The organism is Exiguobacterium sp. s11 (assembly GCF_018619015.1).
Lineage (GTDB): Bacteria > Bacillota > Bacilli > Exiguobacteriales > Exiguobacteriaceae > Exiguobacterium_A > Exiguobacterium_A indicum.
The window spans coordinates 1-14506 of the sequence record NZ_JACSNF010000004.1 but is presented as its reverse complement, the minus strand read 5'-3'; the positions used below and the strand labels follow the sequence as shown (position 1 = coordinate 14506).

Below are 14506 nucleotides of genomic sequence, written 5' to 3'. Positions count from 1 at the left end.
CACGTCTTTTTGGAGGTGATCAAGTGAAACGTGAAACTGCATGGCTAATGGGGGGAGCTGCATTATTGACGACGGCAGCAGCGGGAGCGAGTATCTGGAACAATTATGGTGCACTACTTCGATGGACCGAACCCGCCTTGCCACTCACAGAAAAACAACTTGCACCGCGGACGCTCACCTACAAACAGGTGGGAGACCGCATCTTACAACTCGATCTCTATTATCCACCAGGAGAAGGACCGTTTCCAGTTGCCATCTATGCACACGGTGGTGCATTCGTTCGTGGAGAGCGCGATGACATGTTCTGCTTTAGTCCAATCGTTGATCGACTACTTGAACTCAGAGTTGCCGTCTGTAGTATTGAGTATCGTTTGTTCGAAGAGGGCAGTTATTTTCCGGATAACCTCGAAGATGTACGGGATGCGTTATGTTTTTTGAATAAGGAAGCAGAGGGTCTTCGCATTCTAAGAGGACGGATGATGGTATGGGGAGATTCAGCCGGAGCCTCACTCATGCTGACGACGGCACTTGCCCCATCTGCTTTCGTTGGTGAGCGCGATGAGCGGCACATGCCATTGATCAGTGGTGTGATCGCTTTATATCCACCGACGAACTTTTTGCTGTTTAATTTCATTCAGACTTGGATTGCCCATATTAAGTTCTACAAGGGGGGACGAGAAGAATGGCGCAAGCTGATGACGCACGTCTCACCCGTCACACATTTATCGTCGGATGCTCCGCCAATCATGCTCTTGCACGGTAAAAAAGATCCGATTGTTCCGTTTTCTCAAGCCTTGCATTTCGTTGAGAAGGGAGCGGATGTCGGAGCCGATGTTCGTTTGTTTTCCTTTCCGAATGGTACGCACTCACTTGCTAGTTTCGCTCAGACGGAAAATCCGTTAAAGATCGAACGATTGCTTGAACGAATTGAACATTTCACCTGTCAGGTACTACTGTTGCCACCTCGACAACTTCCGAATGGAAAACATGATACAATCAGTCATATTTCTTAAGTGAGGGAGACAGAGACATGACTGAAATTTGTTTAGTGCGGCATGGTCAGACGGATTGGAACTTAAACGAACGGATTCAAGGAAGAGAAGATATCCCGTTGAATGCAACAGGAAGAAGACAAGCGGAACTCAGCGCCGCTTATCTATCGAATGAAAAGTGGGATGTCTTATTAGCAAGTCCCTTGTCGCGTGCCGTTGAGACGGCGGAAATCATCGGTCGTGCTGTTGGCTTAACGATTACAGCGACAGACGAGCGACTTGTCGAACGCGAATTCGGAGCCGCTTCCGGTGAACCAGTCGCAGCGATTTACGAGGCTGTTCAAGCGAACGATACGACACTTGTGCCGGGTCTTGAAACGGAACAAGCCATCCAGGATCGCGTGTTCGAGGCGCTACAGGAAGTGACACGCACGTATGAAGGGAAACGAATTCTAATCGTTTGTCACTCGCATACGATCAAGGCAGCATTATCGTCGATTGATGCGACATTCAGTTACCGGACACCTTTGAAAAACGCGTGTGCGAATTATATCTATCATACGGATCACTATACGATTGATCGCATCAACGTAGCAGACCACATCACGGACGAGGTCGAAAAACCTTAAGAGACGGGTGTGTTCGGATGCTCTGTCAAATATTGTTTGAACGTTTCTTTAGCGATACTTGTGATATGGGCACCACGTTTTGAACGACGATCCTTATACTCTTGAACGAGTTCTTCGCCAGCGAATCCATCTTCGACGACTTCGCGTAAGATCGATTCAGATAAATCATTTTTCATCATGACCATCTTACCCGTGAAGACATATGAGACGTTTTCGCTTAAGACAGTCCGTTCAAGAGGCGTGACGATCATCGCGGCAGGGTCATTATCAGGTCGTGAGATCGTGATTTCAATCAAAGCACGTAAATGTTTTGTGAACAATTCATCGACGATCGGCTGATCCGTTGGAGGAACGACGATTTCTGCAACCCACTGTGCCGTCTGTTCGGTACTGACCGTCAATCCGTCCTGAATGGCGACGGGAATCGTCGTATCACGTCCTGACTCATCCATTAAAATGCGTAATGTGCATAACTTAAAGGTTTTCATGAAAAAATGCCCTCCCTTGATCGCTTACGATTTTCCTACAGTATACCGTGAGGAATGTAAGACGGGAAACTTTTCCTGACGAAATTCGTATGAACTATGTTTAAATAAGACTAGATACTACTAAACAGGAGGATCGTTCATTATGCCGCAAGTACTCATTGGAATATTAGGAATCCTGGGTATCATTCTACTTGCCCACCATATCATCATGTATTGGCATGCTGAACCGACAGACCGCCCGACGCTTGCATATCGCATTGCGCTCCTGATTGCCTGTTTGCTACTCATTAGTGGAAGTGATCATTTAATCAGTATTTTCTACGCGGATTCCTTAGCTGAATTCGGTCAACGCATCACGTATATCGTCTTCATCGGAGGTGCACTTGGCTTCGCATGGTACTTTCGTAAGAAGATGGAACAAGCGCCAACAGAAATGACACCTGTCGGAAACGAAGCAGGATTAACATGAGAAAAAGCGCCGTTCATCCTGAGGGAGGAAGAACGGCGCTTTTTGGCGTCTTATTTTAACCCACTTGCCAGTCGGGTATCCCGAATCATGTCGAGTTTGAGCTTCCAGAGACGATCGCTGAATGTGACAGCATAGATCTCTGGCAAACGTAGCCGTTTGTACTCTTCCCACAGACGACCGATCTGTGTTTCGTGGAAGTGGCGACTTTCTTCGATCGTTGGGACCGTATAGACCAGTTCTCCATCTTTGAAGATTGGTTCAAGTAACCGCTCGACCTTGAACTGTTCAATGCGATTTCGGAACGATGGGTCCCGAACGTCGATGAGATCGACAGCTTCAAGTGTCGACGGATTTTCGTCCATCAACGTCACGTAATCGCCTTTGAACTTATCCGTCACCGGATCGATGATGCGATAGACTTCCTTGATATGGGGCGTCGTCGTCTTGGCTTTTGACGAGGATACTTTAATGACGGGTACGAGCTCGCCATCTACTTCACGTGCGACCAGTTTATAAACCATCCCAAGAGCCGGTTGCTCGTAAGCCGTGATGCCGCGTGTTCCGACGAGGAACGTATTGGCTTGGGCACCTTGGATGCGCAAGTCCTGGATGACGTATTCGTCGAGGTCCCCTGATAAGACGATGTCGACTTCCGGGAAGCCAGCTTCGTCAAGCATGTTACGGGCACGTTTTGACAGGTAGGATAAGTCGCCAGAATCGATCCGGATGCCGCGCAGTTTATGCCCTTTGGCTTGGAGTTCCTTCGCAACCGTGATCGCATTCGGAAGACCACTCTTGAGCGTATCGTACGTATCGACAAGTAATGTCGCCTGATCCGGATAATGAGAAGCGAATGTCCGGAATGCCGTCAATTCGTCATCGTGGAATTGAATGTCGGCATGTTCCATCGTTCCACCACACGGAATGCCGAAGTCGCGTCCTGCTGAAGCAAGACTTGTGACGTCAAAACCAGCCAGGTATGAAGCACGCGTACCGAAGTAAGCGGCATCGATGCCTTGCGCGCGACGGGCACCAGCTTCGAGGAACTTCGCACGGGGAGCCGATTGACGAATACGTGCGTATTTCGTCGCGATGAGCGATTCGTGGTTCGCGATGTTCAGAATCGCGGTCTGTAAGAGTTTTGCTTCAAAGATGCGTGCCTCGATCCGAATCAGTGGTTCGTTCGGGAAGACGATCTCGCCTTCTTTGACACTTGAAATCGAGCCATTGAACTTGAACTGACGCAGTTCATCCTTGAACTCATCCGGGAAGCCAATCATCTCTTGCAAGTACGTGATATCTTCTTCCGTGAAACGGAGTGTTTGAATATACTCGATGATATTTTCGAGACCCGCAAAGACGACATAGCCTCCTGCGAACGGATTCGAACGGTAGTAAACATCAAAGACGGCACGTTCATTATGACGTCCTTCTTTCCAATAGATATACATCCACCGTGGTAAGTACAGATCGGTATGGAGTGCAAGATTACGTTGTAACATGACGGACAGATCCCTTCTTATTCGCCGACGACTTCTGCGCCGATCGATTGTTTAAAGTGTGTAAGCGCCCACTCGTGACCAGTCGCGTTAAAGCTTGCGACCGCATCGGCATGAACGACGATACGATATCCGAGATTGTAGGCATCGACAGCTGTATGAAGGACACAAATGTCCGTACAGACACCGACGAGGTGGACTTCGTGGATACCGCGTTCACGCAAGCGTAAATCGAGGTCCGTCCCGGCGAACGCACTATAACGCGTCTTGTCGATGACGTGATCAGCGACCCGTGCCATGGCTGCGACTTTCCCGAACAGATCACGTCCATGTGTTCCGCGGATATTATGTGGCGGGAAGAGAACGGTTTCCGGGTGGAATGTATCGCCTTCTTCGTGAATATCGTTAGCGATGACGACGTAGTCTTCCGTTGAAAACTCCTCCATCAACGTAGCAATTCGATCTTCAATCGCTTGTCCTGGTTTTCCACAAGTCAGCTTTCCTTCGTCAGCAACGAAATCGATCGTGTAATCAATGACAATCAGAGCGCGCATATGCGTAAGCCCCTTTCCGATTTTGAATTAGTGTTCTCTTTCACATTGTACTCTATCTCACACAGAAGGCAAAAGGAAGAAATCGGATACAAACAGGTATAGAGAAGTAAAAGAATGGGGTATAAGGTATAGGACGAAAATGATAGTAGAGGAGGAGAAAGGGATGGCTAGGTTGAATGAGTATGAAGTGGAAGAGCGTCTTGAGCGGTTGCAAGATTGGAGTGTCGTGGATGATGAAATCGTCCGGACCTATACACTTGCATCGTTTCCTGCGGCACTGGATTTCGTACAGGAAGTCGGAAGTATCGCTGAAAACTTGAATCATCATCCACGAATCGTGATCGACTATAAAAACGTCACACTTGCAGCGACGACTCATGATGAAAACGGATTGACGGAAAAAGACTTTCAACTTGCGGAGGCCTGTGATGCCATCTAAACTTTCGATTACATTCGGTAGCGGTTCGTTCGTTGAACAAATTCGTTCCCGTGATGCTCATATTCGTGTCGCTAGCGGAAGCGGCGATGCCATCCTCTGGATGGAGACGGACTCGAAATCACCTTTTCAAAGTGGCAATACCTATACGTTGCTCGAATCACGTGGCAATTTTTCGGACGAAGGCAGTCTCTTCTACTGGTCGATTCCGGCAGATCAAAATAGCGGAGATCTATTCGTACATCAAGTGATGTCGAATCCGAAAGTCATCGGAGCAGAATATGGTGGCTTCCAGGCATTTCGGATTGGACGTGTCGAGAAGGGGACGGATCTTGCCTTATTGATTCAGTTCCAAGAGACAGGGGACGGAGCTCGTTATGCAAAATCAGTTGAACGTCTTACGGTAGACCAGTATGCTGAAGAGGCAGGGAAGTCGTTCGCGCCTTCTCCCGTCATGAAACGGTATCAAATCGTACCACCAACAAATGAGTGAGATGCAGGGGGACTAACAGATGAAAAAGAACTATTTTGTCGTAGCAACACTCGGTGGCGCACTCGTCGGCGCTACTTTATCACTACTGCATAAAGATACGCGCCAAGCGCAGTTTGCAGCAGTGAAACGGACATTCAGCGGCGCAGGAACACAATTGTCTGCTGTCAAACAAGATCCAAAAGGGCGCTTTGAAGAACTAAAAGCACTCTATACGGACAATCAGGAGACGATCCATAATCTGATTGACGACGTGAAGGACTTAGCAGAAGTACTTCGCAAATAAGCAAAAAAAGGACTCGCGCGTGTAGCGGAGTCCTTTTTTTATGCCATTTTACAAGTAGCGGAAGAATAATCCGAGTACGGCAAACGCGATGATGATATAGAAGAAGATCCGACCGAGTTGACCAGAACCGCTTACGAAGACAGGTCCACCGCTCGATCGACGACCGGTTTGGAACGGACGTGTGAATGGAACGGCACGATTACCAAAGACGAATCCGAAGAGGAATCCGAGGACGAAACCGTACAAATGACCAAAGACAGCAACGTTCGATCCGAGCAACGTAAAGACTGCCGTGACTGCAGTGAAGATATACACAAGACGCGTATCATCTGCTAGGATGACCGTCCGCTTGAATCGACTCAAGTAGACATAAAAACCAAGCAAACCAAGAATGGCACCCGATGCTCCAGCTTGACCATAAAACGGTTCATTGATTTTCGTGAAGTACGTCAAGATGTTCGCGAGCGTACCAACGAGCAAGTAAAAGGCAGCAAATCGACCATGACCAATCATCCGCTCAAGCGGTGGAGCGAAGATGACGAGAGCAAACGTATTGAACGCAATGTGCCAAAAATCGTAATGCAAGAACGTTGCTGTGACGACACGCCACCATTCACCTTGTTCGATTAAGAGATTGATGGATGCCCCTGCATTTAGAGGAGAGAATGTCAGATTAAGGAGTGGGCCCAACTGTTCGATGACAAACAGGGCAACTTGGATTAAAATGAACAACGAAACGACCGGATAAGAACGTGTGAACGTTTGTAGGTTTTCCGTTCGACTAAACATGACAACACCTCGCTTCATCTTCATTCTATATGAAGATGGCGAAGAATAGAACTGTGGAGGCGTCTCAGATGATTTATGGAATTGGAATCGATTTGGTCGAACTGGATCGAATCGAGCAAACGCTTGAGCGGCAGCCACGTTTTGCTGGAAGAATCTTAACACAGGCAGAGCAGGAACGATTTCAATCGCTTTCGGGACACCGTCGCATCGAGTACCTCGCTGGACGTTTCGCTGCAAAGGAAGCGTTCGTCAAAGCATTCGGAACCGGCGTCGGAAAAGAAGTTTCCTGGCAAGACGTTGAAGTTTTAAACGATGAGACAGGGCGACCAATCATGAGTGGACCATTCGATGGCGTCATCCACGTCTCGATCACACATTCAGAGCATTATGCATCTGCGCAAGTCTTATTAGAGAAGAGGGAATGGGATGTACCGACCAACTTGGATTGAAATCGATCGGGAAGCGATCGCACATAATATACGCGAAATCAAAACACGGATGGGCGAACAACAGGTGATGGCGGTCGTCAAGGCGGACGGCTATGGTCACGGGGCAGTGACGGTCGCTGAAATCGCTCTTGAGAACGGAGCCGACTTACTCGCTGTCGCGCTCCTCGAAGAAGCGATCGAGTTGCGAGAAGCGGGTATCCAAGCACCGATCTTGATGCTTGAGGCTTTACTACCGGAACATGCGACGGTCGCTTCGAATTATGATGTCGCCGTTCCTGTCTTTTCAGCCGATTGGCTTCAGGAAGCGAAACGTCATTTGACAGAAATCGATCATCTTCGTCTGCATATCAAGGTCGATACCGGAATGGGACGACTCGGACTGCAACATGTCGATGAGTTGAAGCGAATTCTTGCTGAATGTGATGATGATCTCGTCGAACTCGAAGGCATCTATACGCATTTCGCGACTGCTGACGAGTTGAACAGTCAGTTGTTCGAGCGCCAGCTCAAGACGTTTTTATCGTATGTCGCACTAGTACCGGATATCCGTTACATCCACTGTGCCAATTCGGCGGCAGCGATTCGTCTAGCAGGTCAAGCGCCGTTTAACGTCGTTCGAGTCGGTATCGCTCTATATGGGGCGATGCCGTCGGATGAGATGGCAGGACATTACGAGTTCTTAAAACCGGCGTTTTCACTGAAAAGTCGTCTGATGCAGGTCAAACAAGTCGAGCCCGGTCAAACGATCAGTTACGGGGCGACCTATACGGCACCGACGGATGAATGGATCGGTACCGTTCCGATTGGTTACGCGGATGGCTGGTCACGCAAGTTCCAAGGCTATTCGTTGATCGTAGACGGTCTGCCGTGCGAAATCGTCGGTCGTGTCTGCATGGATCGGCTCATGATTCGTTTACCGCGGGAATATCCGATTGGGACGGAAGTCATTCTGATTGGAGAAGGGGCACCAATCGAGGAAGCAGCCCATTGGCTTGGGACAATCAACTATGAAGTTCTCTGCCAATTCTCGAAGCGCGTGCCGCGTCAATGATTCGTACAAGACATCAATAAGATGGCAAAAATATGTTATTTGTTTGAATTTTGATTGTATTTTCTGAATTCGACTGATATATTGAAGTAGAAAGTGAGTCGTTCGTTAAGGTTTCAGTGAATCTGGAGGTGCCATTATCTTGGTCCAACAACGGGAAATGCAGTTTGTTGAGCGAAATGTAGCGAAGGAGACGATTGGGATGAAGTCGAACCATACGACCGAAGAACGCAAGCGTCAGCTACGTGAGGAATTGAAACGTGGTTACGAAGAAATGGCAGCAATCAATTTATCGATCGTTGGCGAAATGTTCCAGATTGAAACGGAGGCGGAGTTCTCACTCCTACGTCAAGTAAGCGGGGTGTAAGCTTTGATAGTCAAACGTGGCGACGTGTTTTATGCAAATTTGTCACCTGTGGTCGGATCGGAACAAGGGGGAGTTCGTCCCGTGCTTGTTCTACAAAATGATATTGGTAACCGATTCAGCCCGACAGTCATCGTGGCTGCGATCACGGCACAGATCGACAAAGCCAAACTACCGACCCATGTGGAAGTATATCGAGAGCGACACGGATTAGAACGTGATTCGGTCATCTTACTTGAGCAAATCCGTACAATTGATAAACGCCGTCTAACGGATAAAGTCACACATCTAGATCCAGACACGATGATGAAAGTAAATAGTGCCGTCGCAATCAGCTTAGGCTTGGTTGATTTTTAGGCACTTACATAGAAGCGCAACACAAGAAGAGTCGATACTAGCGTATGCGACTTTTTTTGACCTCTTTTTTTATGAAATGGGTTTTAAAGTTTTCTTTACGGGGAAACATACCCAAGTGACCTTTTTATAAAGGGATGAGGTAGGATGAATAGCAAGACCACATAGACAGATTTTCCTTGAGGAGGAACTTGAAGATGGATTTAACAATTAAAACAGAGCAGCTTGACGGTCAGACGCATCTTTATATCGCAGGTGAGATTGATACGTATACAGCACCAAAGCTTCGCCAAGAACTAGTCCCGGCAGTTGAAACAAACGATGTCGTCGTCCATTTGGATGAAGTACACTACATGGATTCGACAGGTCTCGGCGTGTTCGTCGGAGCACTCAAAGCAGCGAAAAAGAACGGTACATCGTTCACGCTCGTCGGCGTTTCTGAACGCATCCGTCGTCTATTCGAAATTACAGGTCTTTCAAGCATCATTACAATCGATAGTGGTGTAAGAGGTGGAACGCAATGAAGAACGAACAACTAAACATGACATTACCGGCAAAACCGGAATATGTAGCCATTGCCCGTCTGACGGTTTCAGGTGTCGCCAACCGGATGGGATACACGTATGATGACATCGAAGATATCAAGATCGCTGTCTCAGAAGCATGTGCGAACGCTGTTCAACATGCGTACGAAGGAAAAGAAGATGGTAGCATCGCCTTGACATGTAACGTCTATCCGGATGATCGTCTCGAGATTGTCGTCAAGGATAACGGCATTACGTTCGATAAAGATGAGGTCAAACGCCAAAGTGAACCGATTACGGATGCACACGATCTCGATTCCTTGCATGAAGGAGGACTCGGTATCTTGATGATCGAAGCATTGATGGATCAAGTAACGATCGAGAAAGCGAACGGCGTCACTGTCCATATGACAAAATATATGAATAGAGATGAGGTGGGTCAAAGTGCCAGCAAAGTCTCAACAACGCCATCACAGTGATGATGAAGTACTTCGACTGATTGATTTGTATCAGCAGGACGACCAAGATGAGGAAGTGCATGCGGCATTACTCGAGCGTTATTCAGACTTGGTAGAAGCTTTGGCCCGAAAGTTCTCGCGTGGTCGACCGATTCATGACGATCTTGTTCAGGTCGGCATGATTGGGTTGCTTGCAGCGCTTCGTCGCTTCGATAAGGAATTCGGTCGCAGTTTTGAGTCGTTTGCTGTTCCGACGATCATCGGTGAAATCAAACGTTTCATCCGCGATAAGACATGGAGCGTTCACGTTCCACGTCGCATCAAGGAACTCGGACCGAAAATCAAGAAGGCAGTCGAGGAGTTGACGACGGAGTTGCAACGCTCTCCGCGCATCGATGAGATTGCTGCGCGTCTTGAAGTATCGGAAGAGGAGGTCCTCGAAACACTTGAGATGGGTAAAAGCTATCAAGCGTTATCCGTTGATAGTTCGATTGAGGCAGATCAGGAAGGTAGTACTGTTACGTTACTCGACCTCGTCGGGAATCAAGAAAACGGCTATGACTCCGTCGATCAGCGTCTGATTCTTGAAAAGGCATTTGCTGTCTTAACGGACCGCGAACGTTCGATTCTCGAATGTGCCTACTACCGTAATATGAGTCAAAAAGAAACGGGCGAACTACTCGGCATTTCGCAAATGCACGTTTCCCGTCTCCAACGACGCGCTTTACAGAAGTTACGTGAAGCGATCAAAGTCGAACCAAATGAAGTATTCTCAAAAGACTGACCTCGTGTCAGTCTTTTTTCTTTTCCATGCGTTCTTCGGTATAATGAATGAGAGGTGAAGCAGATGGAAAAGAGAATCGCAAGTGAATTGAATGTACGTCCTGCGCAAGTGAAGGCAGTCTTACAATTGACGGAAGAAGGCGGTACGATTCCGTTCATCGCCCGCTACCGGAAAGAACAGACAGGTGAACTCGATGAGGTCGCGATCAAAGCGATTCTCGATCGACATAAACAATTAACGCAACTTGAAAGTAGACGGAGTGACGTCCTTGAAAAAATCGAGGAGCAAGGTGCATTGACGCGGGAACTCCGTCGAACGCTCGAGGAAGCGACGACGTTACAACAAGTCGAAGATATCTATTTACCGTTTCGACCAAAACGTCGGACAAAGGCGGAAATTGCACGGGAAGCAGGGCTTGCACCACTTGCCGACTGGTTCCGCGACAAGTCTGCTTATGATGAAGCGACATTCCATCGCTTGAGCAATGGGCTGGATCCGGAAGAAGCGCTTACTGGGGCACAATCGATCATTTCCGAGGAGTGGGGCGAACAAGCGACGGTGCGTGAGTTCATTCGTAAGCAAATGCGCCGTTCAGCAGAAATCGTCACGAAACAGAAAAAGGATGCAGTCGATGAAAAAGGTGTCTTTGCACAGTATTATGCCTACAGTGAGCGTATCCAACAGATCGTTCCGCACCGGATTCTTGCGATTAACCGTGCGGAAGCATTGAAAATCGTCTCTGTGAAAGTCGTGTTAGAGGAACAGCAGGTTTTACCAACATTGCTTCGTTCATACGCACAACTGGCGCCGAAGAAACGTGATATCGTCGAAGCAGCGATCACGACGGGCTATAAAAAATCCGTCTTCCCTGCCATCGAACGAGAAATTCGGAACGAACTGACGGAAAAGGCAGAGATCCAAGCGATTGACGTCTTTGGTAAGAATCTCCGCCAACTCTACATGCAGCCACCGATGAAAGGGAAAGTCATGTTGGGACTGGATCCGGCTTACCGGACAGGATGTAAGTGGGCAGTCATCGATCCGACAGGTGAAATGAAGGAAGTCGGCGTCATCTACGTGACGATGTCAGAACAAAAAGCGAAAGAAGCACGTCAAACTCTTTCGCAGCTCGTCGATACATACGGGATCGAATTGATTGCGATTGGGAACGGAACTGCTTCGCGGGAAACAGAAGCATTCGTTGCGGACTGGATGAAGGGGCAAAAAGATATCGCCTTTACGATCGTCGACGAGGCAGGGGCAAGTATTTATTCCGCTTCAGAGATTGCCCGGACAGAGTTCCCAGAGCTTCAGGTTGAACAACGATCCGCGATTTCGATTGCGCGTCGCCTGCAGGATCCGCTGGCTGAACTCGTCAAAGTCGACCCGCAGTCTGTCGGAGTCGGTCAATATCAACATGATGTCTCGCAAACAAAACTGAAGGAGACGCTTGATTTTGTCGTCGAGACGGTCGTCAACCAAGTCGGAGTTGATGTTAATACAGCGTCAGAACCGCTTTTGAGTTATGTCGCAGGAATCACGAAGGCGACGGCGAAAAAAATCGTTGAACGCCGCTCGGAACTTGGGACGTTTAAGACACGCCAGGAATTATTGAAAGTTCCTCGTCTTGGTGCAAAAGCCTACGAACAGGCAGCAGGATTCCTACGAATTCTAGAAGGTACGCATCCGCTCGACCGGACGCCGATTCATCCGGAACAGTACAAAACAGTCGAGAAGTTATTTAAGACACTAGGCTTAACGCTGGATCAAGTTGGAACGGATGCGGTGCGGGAACAATTGTCTACATTGTCATTACCGGAGATGGCACAGACGCTCGAGATCGGAGAGCCGACATTACGTGACATCATCGAAGCGTTACAACGTCCGGGTCGTGACCCTCGGGAAGCGCTCGATAAACCGTTGCTCCGCCAAGATGTTCTATCGATGGATATGATCCAAGTCGGGATGGAGTTCCAAGGGACGGTCCGGAATGTTCTTGATTTTGGTGCGTTCGTTGATATCGGAGTGAAAGAGAATGGTTTAATTCATATCTCGAAGCTCAGTCGTAAACGTGTCAAGCATCCACTTGATGTCGTCGCTGTCGGGGATATCGTGACAGTATGGGTGACGAATGTTGAACCAGAGCGGGGACGGATTGGTTTGACACTGGTTCCGCCGAAATGACGAATGAACAATTACAACGATACGTCGAGCAACTGTCGCTCGACGTATTTTCCTTACCGTTTCGACATAAAGCTTATTTTAATCCACGGCTGAAGACGACAGGTGGTCGCTATTTCTTAGGCGATCATCATTTAGACTTCAATAAACGATATATCGATGATATGAAAGTCTTCCGCGGAATCGTGATTCATGAACTGTGTCACTACCATTTACATCTAGCAGGAATGGGACACCGTCATCAAGATCAAGACTTCAAGGAATGGTTAGAGCGCTACGATGGGCTTCGATACAGTCCGAGAAGACAAGAAGACGAAAAAAAATCCTATCTTTATGAATGTGAGAAATGCAGCACGTTATATAGAAGGAAAAGACGCATGAATACGGAAAGATATCGATGTGGTCGATGTCGTGGAAAGATTTTTTACAAAAGTAGTTGACGTTCATTTCGGAGCATGATAAATTATAGAAGTCGTCAAAACGACAGCAACTAAACAACTTATCGTCGCTAAAAACTTTTTTAAAAAAGCATTGACGGAAAGAAAAAAAGTTGCTACTATATAAAAGTGTTCCGAACAGAACGTAACGTTCCGCAATAGCTCAGCGGTAGAGCAACCGGCTGTTAACCGGTAGGTCGTAGGTTCAAATCCTACTTGCGGAGCCATTCTTTTGGAGATGTACCCAAGTGGCTATAAGGGGCGCCCCTGCTAAGGGTGTAGGCCGGGAAACTGGTGCGAGGGTTCGAATCCCTCCATCTCCGCCAGACCTCTTATGTGAAAATGTTTCTTGAGAATAATTATTAATTACGATATGGCCCGTTGGTCAAGCGGTTAAGACACCGCCCTTTCACGGCGGTAACACGGGTTCGAATCCCGTACGGGTCACCATATGGAGGATTAGCTCAGCTGGGAGAGCACCTGCCTTACAAGCAGGGGGTCGGCGGTTCGATCCCGTCATCCTCCACCATTTCTTTTTAAAGAGTTGTTTACAACTTCAAATTGCGGTCCTGTGGTGTAGCGGTTAACATGCCTGCCTGTCACGCAGGAGATCGCGGGTTCGAATCCCGTCAGGACCGCCATTTTTGGGCTGTAGCCAAGTGGTAAGGCACTGGATTTTGATTCCAGCACGCGAAGGTTCGATCCCTTCCAGCCCAGTTTTTATGTGTCATTAGCTCAGTTGGTAGAGCATCTGACTTTTAATCAGAGGGTCGCAGGTTCGAATCCTGCATGACACACCATTTTTAATTTCATATTTGCGGTCGTGGCGGAATCGGTAGACGCGCTAGGTTGAGGGCCTAGTGGTGGCAACATCGTGGAGGTTCAAGTCCTCTCGACCGCACCATATCGCACCCTTAGCTCAGCTGGATAGAGTACTTGACTACGAATCAAGGGGTCGGGAGTTCGAATCTCTCAGGGTGCACCATATTTTGTTTGCTTTGACGGGCCTATAGCTCAGCTGGTTAGAGCGCACGCCTGATAAGCGTGAGGTCGGTGGTTCGAGTCCACTTAGGCCCACCATTTTCAAAACAAACAATGACGAACTTTGAAAACTGAACGATGAGGCAAAAATCGTATTCTACGGAATACAAAAACGAATGAAGCGCAAGCTTCGTCAATCGTGACCTCGGTCACACAACGAGCAAGTCAAACACTTCATGGAGAGTTTGATCCTGGCTCAGGACGAACGCTGGCGGCGTGCCTAATACATGCAAG

19 protein-coding genes, 10 tRNA genes and 1 rRNA gene are annotated in these 14506 nt (G+C 48.1%); 26 read left to right on the top strand and 4 right to left on the bottom strand.

Features of this window, described 5'->3' with window-relative positions; translation table 11 throughout:
- The first annotated feature begins 23 nt into the window (after positions 1 to 23).
- Together KNQ12_RS12650 and KNQ12_RS12645 are read left to right on the top strand one after the other, a co-directional pair.
- On the top strand, positions 24 to 1013 hold the full coding sequence (locus KNQ12_RS12650; protein WP_214748641.1) for an alpha/beta hydrolase: 990 nt from the start codon (positions 24 to 26) through the stop codon (positions 1011 to 1013).
- 17 nt (positions 1014 to 1030) lie between these two features.
- Positions 1031 to 1621 (top strand): histidine phosphatase family protein, encoded by a 591-nt coding sequence (locus tag KNQ12_RS12645; protein WP_214748638.1) that lies wholly within the window; start codon positions 1031 to 1033, stop codon positions 1619 to 1621.
- Here KNQ12_RS12645 and KNQ12_RS12640 read toward each other — a convergent pair.
- Positions 1618 to 2109: a YwpF family protein gene (locus KNQ12_RS12640; protein ID WP_023469634.1), complete on the bottom strand. Its 492-nt coding sequence runs from the start codon at positions 2107 to 2109 to the stop codon at positions 1618 to 1620. The genes KNQ12_RS12645 and KNQ12_RS12640 overlap by 4 nt on opposite strands.
- Before the next feature lie 142 nt (positions 2110 to 2251).
- Between KNQ12_RS12640 and KNQ12_RS12635 the strand changes: the two genes are divergently transcribed.
- Positions 2252 to 2578: a hypothetical protein gene (locus KNQ12_RS12635; protein WP_023469633.1), complete on the top strand. Its 327-nt coding sequence runs from the start codon at positions 2252 to 2254 to the stop codon at positions 2576 to 2578.
- A 50-nt stretch (positions 2579 to 2628) separates the two neighbouring features.
- Here the strand turns inward: KNQ12_RS12635 and KNQ12_RS12630 are convergent, their stop codons facing one another.
- On the bottom strand, positions 2629 to 4080 hold the full coding sequence (locus KNQ12_RS12630; protein ID WP_214748635.1) for a nicotinate phosphoribosyltransferase: 1452 nt from the start codon (positions 4078 to 4080) through the stop codon (positions 2629 to 2631).
- Positions 4081 to 4097: 17 nt separating this feature from the next.
- Positions 4098 to 4631 (bottom strand): cysteine hydrolase family protein, encoded by a 534-nt coding sequence (locus KNQ12_RS12625; protein ID WP_023469631.1) that lies wholly within the window; start codon positions 4629 to 4631, stop codon positions 4098 to 4100.
- Between the two features lie 163 nt (positions 4632 to 4794).
- Here KNQ12_RS12625 and KNQ12_RS12620 point away from each other — a divergent pair, with 163 nt between their 5' ends.
- Genes KNQ12_RS12620 through KNQ12_RS12610 form a run of 3 tightly spaced genes read left to right on the top strand, consistent with a single transcriptional unit; the run spans position 4795 to position 5843 of the window.
- Positions 4795 to 5070 (top strand): 4a-hydroxytetrahydrobiopterin dehydratase, encoded by a 276-nt coding sequence (locus KNQ12_RS12620; protein WP_023469630.1) that lies wholly within the window; start codon positions 4795 to 4797, stop codon positions 5068 to 5070.
- Positions 5060 to 5560 carry a hypothetical protein gene (locus tag KNQ12_RS12615; protein WP_023469629.1) on the top strand — a complete coding sequence of 167 codons (501 nt, stop codon included), beginning with the start codon at positions 5060 to 5062 and terminating at the stop codon, positions 5558 to 5560. The genes KNQ12_RS12620 and KNQ12_RS12615 overlap by 11 nt, the downstream gene beginning before the upstream one ends.
- A gap of 19 nt (positions 5561 to 5579) precedes the next feature.
- Positions 5580 to 5843, top strand: a complete 264-nt coding sequence (locus KNQ12_RS12610) for a hypothetical protein (protein WP_023469628.1) — start codon at positions 5580 to 5582, stop codon at positions 5841 to 5843.
- Positions 5844 to 5891: 48 nt separating this feature from the next.
- Here the strand turns inward: KNQ12_RS12610 and KNQ12_RS12605 are convergent, their stop codons facing one another.
- On the bottom strand, positions 5892 to 6632 hold the full coding sequence (locus KNQ12_RS12605; protein ID WP_064300646.1) for a rhomboid family intramembrane serine protease: 741 nt from the start codon (positions 6630 to 6632) through the stop codon (positions 5892 to 5894).
- Between the two features lie 68 nt (positions 6633 to 6700).
- On the opposite strand from KNQ12_RS12605, the gene acpS reads away from it, so the two are divergent.
- From acpS to KNQ12_RS12505, 20 genes are all read left to right on the top strand, one after another.
- Positions 6701 to 7081: a holo-ACP synthase gene (gene acpS / locus KNQ12_RS12600; RefSeq protein ID WP_214748632.1), complete on the top strand. Its 381-nt coding sequence runs from the start codon at positions 6701 to 6703 to the stop codon at positions 7079 to 7081.
- Positions 7059 to 8132 (top strand): alanine racemase, encoded by a 1074-nt coding sequence (alr, locus tag KNQ12_RS12595; protein ID WP_214748629.1) that lies wholly within the window; start codon positions 7059 to 7061, stop codon positions 8130 to 8132. Before acpS ends, alr begins: the two co-directional genes overlap by 23 nt.
- Positions 8133 to 8271: 139 nt before the next feature.
- A complete protein-coding gene (locus tag KNQ12_RS12590) occupies positions 8272 to 8496 on the top strand; it encodes a hypothetical protein (RefSeq protein ID WP_023469624.1) in 225 nt (74 codons plus the stop codon).
- A gap of 3 nt (positions 8497 to 8499) precedes the next feature.
- Positions 8500 to 8850 carry a type II toxin-antitoxin system PemK/MazF family toxin gene (locus KNQ12_RS12585; protein ID WP_023469623.1) on the top strand — a complete coding sequence of 117 codons (351 nt, stop codon included), beginning with the start codon at positions 8500 to 8502 and terminating at the stop codon, positions 8848 to 8850.
- A gap of 194 nt (positions 8851 to 9044) precedes the next feature.
- Complete coding sequence (locus KNQ12_RS12580) at positions 9045 to 9371, top strand: STAS domain-containing protein (RefSeq protein WP_023469622.1); 327 nt, start codon at positions 9045 to 9047, stop codon at positions 9369 to 9371.
- Positions 9368 to 9850, top strand: coding sequence for an anti-sigma B factor RsbW (gene rsbW, locus KNQ12_RS12575; RefSeq protein WP_023469621.1), 483 nt, complete (start codon positions 9368 to 9370; stop codon positions 9848 to 9850). Before KNQ12_RS12580 ends, rsbW begins: the two co-directional genes overlap by 4 nt.
- A complete protein-coding gene (gene sigB, locus KNQ12_RS12570; protein WP_023469620.1) occupies positions 9816 to 10613 on the top strand; it encodes an RNA polymerase sigma factor SigB in 798 nt (265 codons plus the stop codon). The genes rsbW and sigB overlap by 35 nt, the downstream gene beginning before the upstream one ends.
- Before the next feature lie 63 nt (positions 10614 to 10676).
- Positions 10677 to 12797 (top strand): Tex family protein, encoded by a 2121-nt coding sequence (locus KNQ12_RS12565; protein WP_214748626.1) that lies wholly within the window; start codon positions 10677 to 10679, stop codon positions 12795 to 12797.
- A complete protein-coding gene (locus KNQ12_RS12560; protein ID WP_023469618.1) occupies positions 12794 to 13234 on the top strand; it encodes a SprT family protein in 441 nt (146 codons plus the stop codon). Before KNQ12_RS12565 ends, KNQ12_RS12560 begins: the two co-directional genes overlap by 4 nt.
- Before the next feature lie 149 nt (positions 13235 to 13383).
- Positions 13384 to 13458: transfer RNA gene (locus KNQ12_RS12555), tRNA-Asn, on the top strand.
- A gap of 7 nt (positions 13459 to 13465) precedes the next feature.
- Positions 13466 to 13557 (top strand) — tRNA-Ser (locus KNQ12_RS12550).
- A 49-nt stretch (positions 13558 to 13606) separates the two neighbouring features.
- Positions 13607 to 13681, top strand: a tRNA-Glu gene (locus KNQ12_RS12545).
- 3 nt (positions 13682 to 13684) lie between these two features.
- Positions 13685 to 13760, top strand: a tRNA-Val gene (locus tag KNQ12_RS12540).
- Positions 13761 to 13796: 36 nt separating this feature from the next.
- Positions 13797 to 13872, top strand: a tRNA-Asp gene (locus tag KNQ12_RS12535).
- A gap of 4 nt (positions 13873 to 13876) precedes the next feature.
- Positions 13877 to 13948, top strand: a tRNA-Gln gene (locus KNQ12_RS12530).
- Positions 13949 to 13955: 7 nt separating this feature from the next.
- Positions 13956 to 14031 (top strand) — tRNA-Lys (locus KNQ12_RS12525).
- A 17-nt stretch (positions 14032 to 14048) separates the two neighbouring features.
- A tRNA-Leu gene (locus KNQ12_RS12520) sits at positions 14049 to 14135 on the top strand.
- Positions 14136 to 14139: 4 nt separating this feature from the next.
- Positions 14140 to 14216 (top strand) — tRNA-Arg (locus tag KNQ12_RS12515).
- Between the two features lie 18 nt (positions 14217 to 14234).
- A tRNA-Ile gene (locus KNQ12_RS12510) sits at positions 14235 to 14311 on the top strand.
- A gap of 134 nt (positions 14312 to 14445) precedes the next feature.
- Positions 14446 to 14506: ribosomal RNA gene (locus KNQ12_RS12505) — 16S ribosomal RNA — on the top strand; the annotation flags it as partial.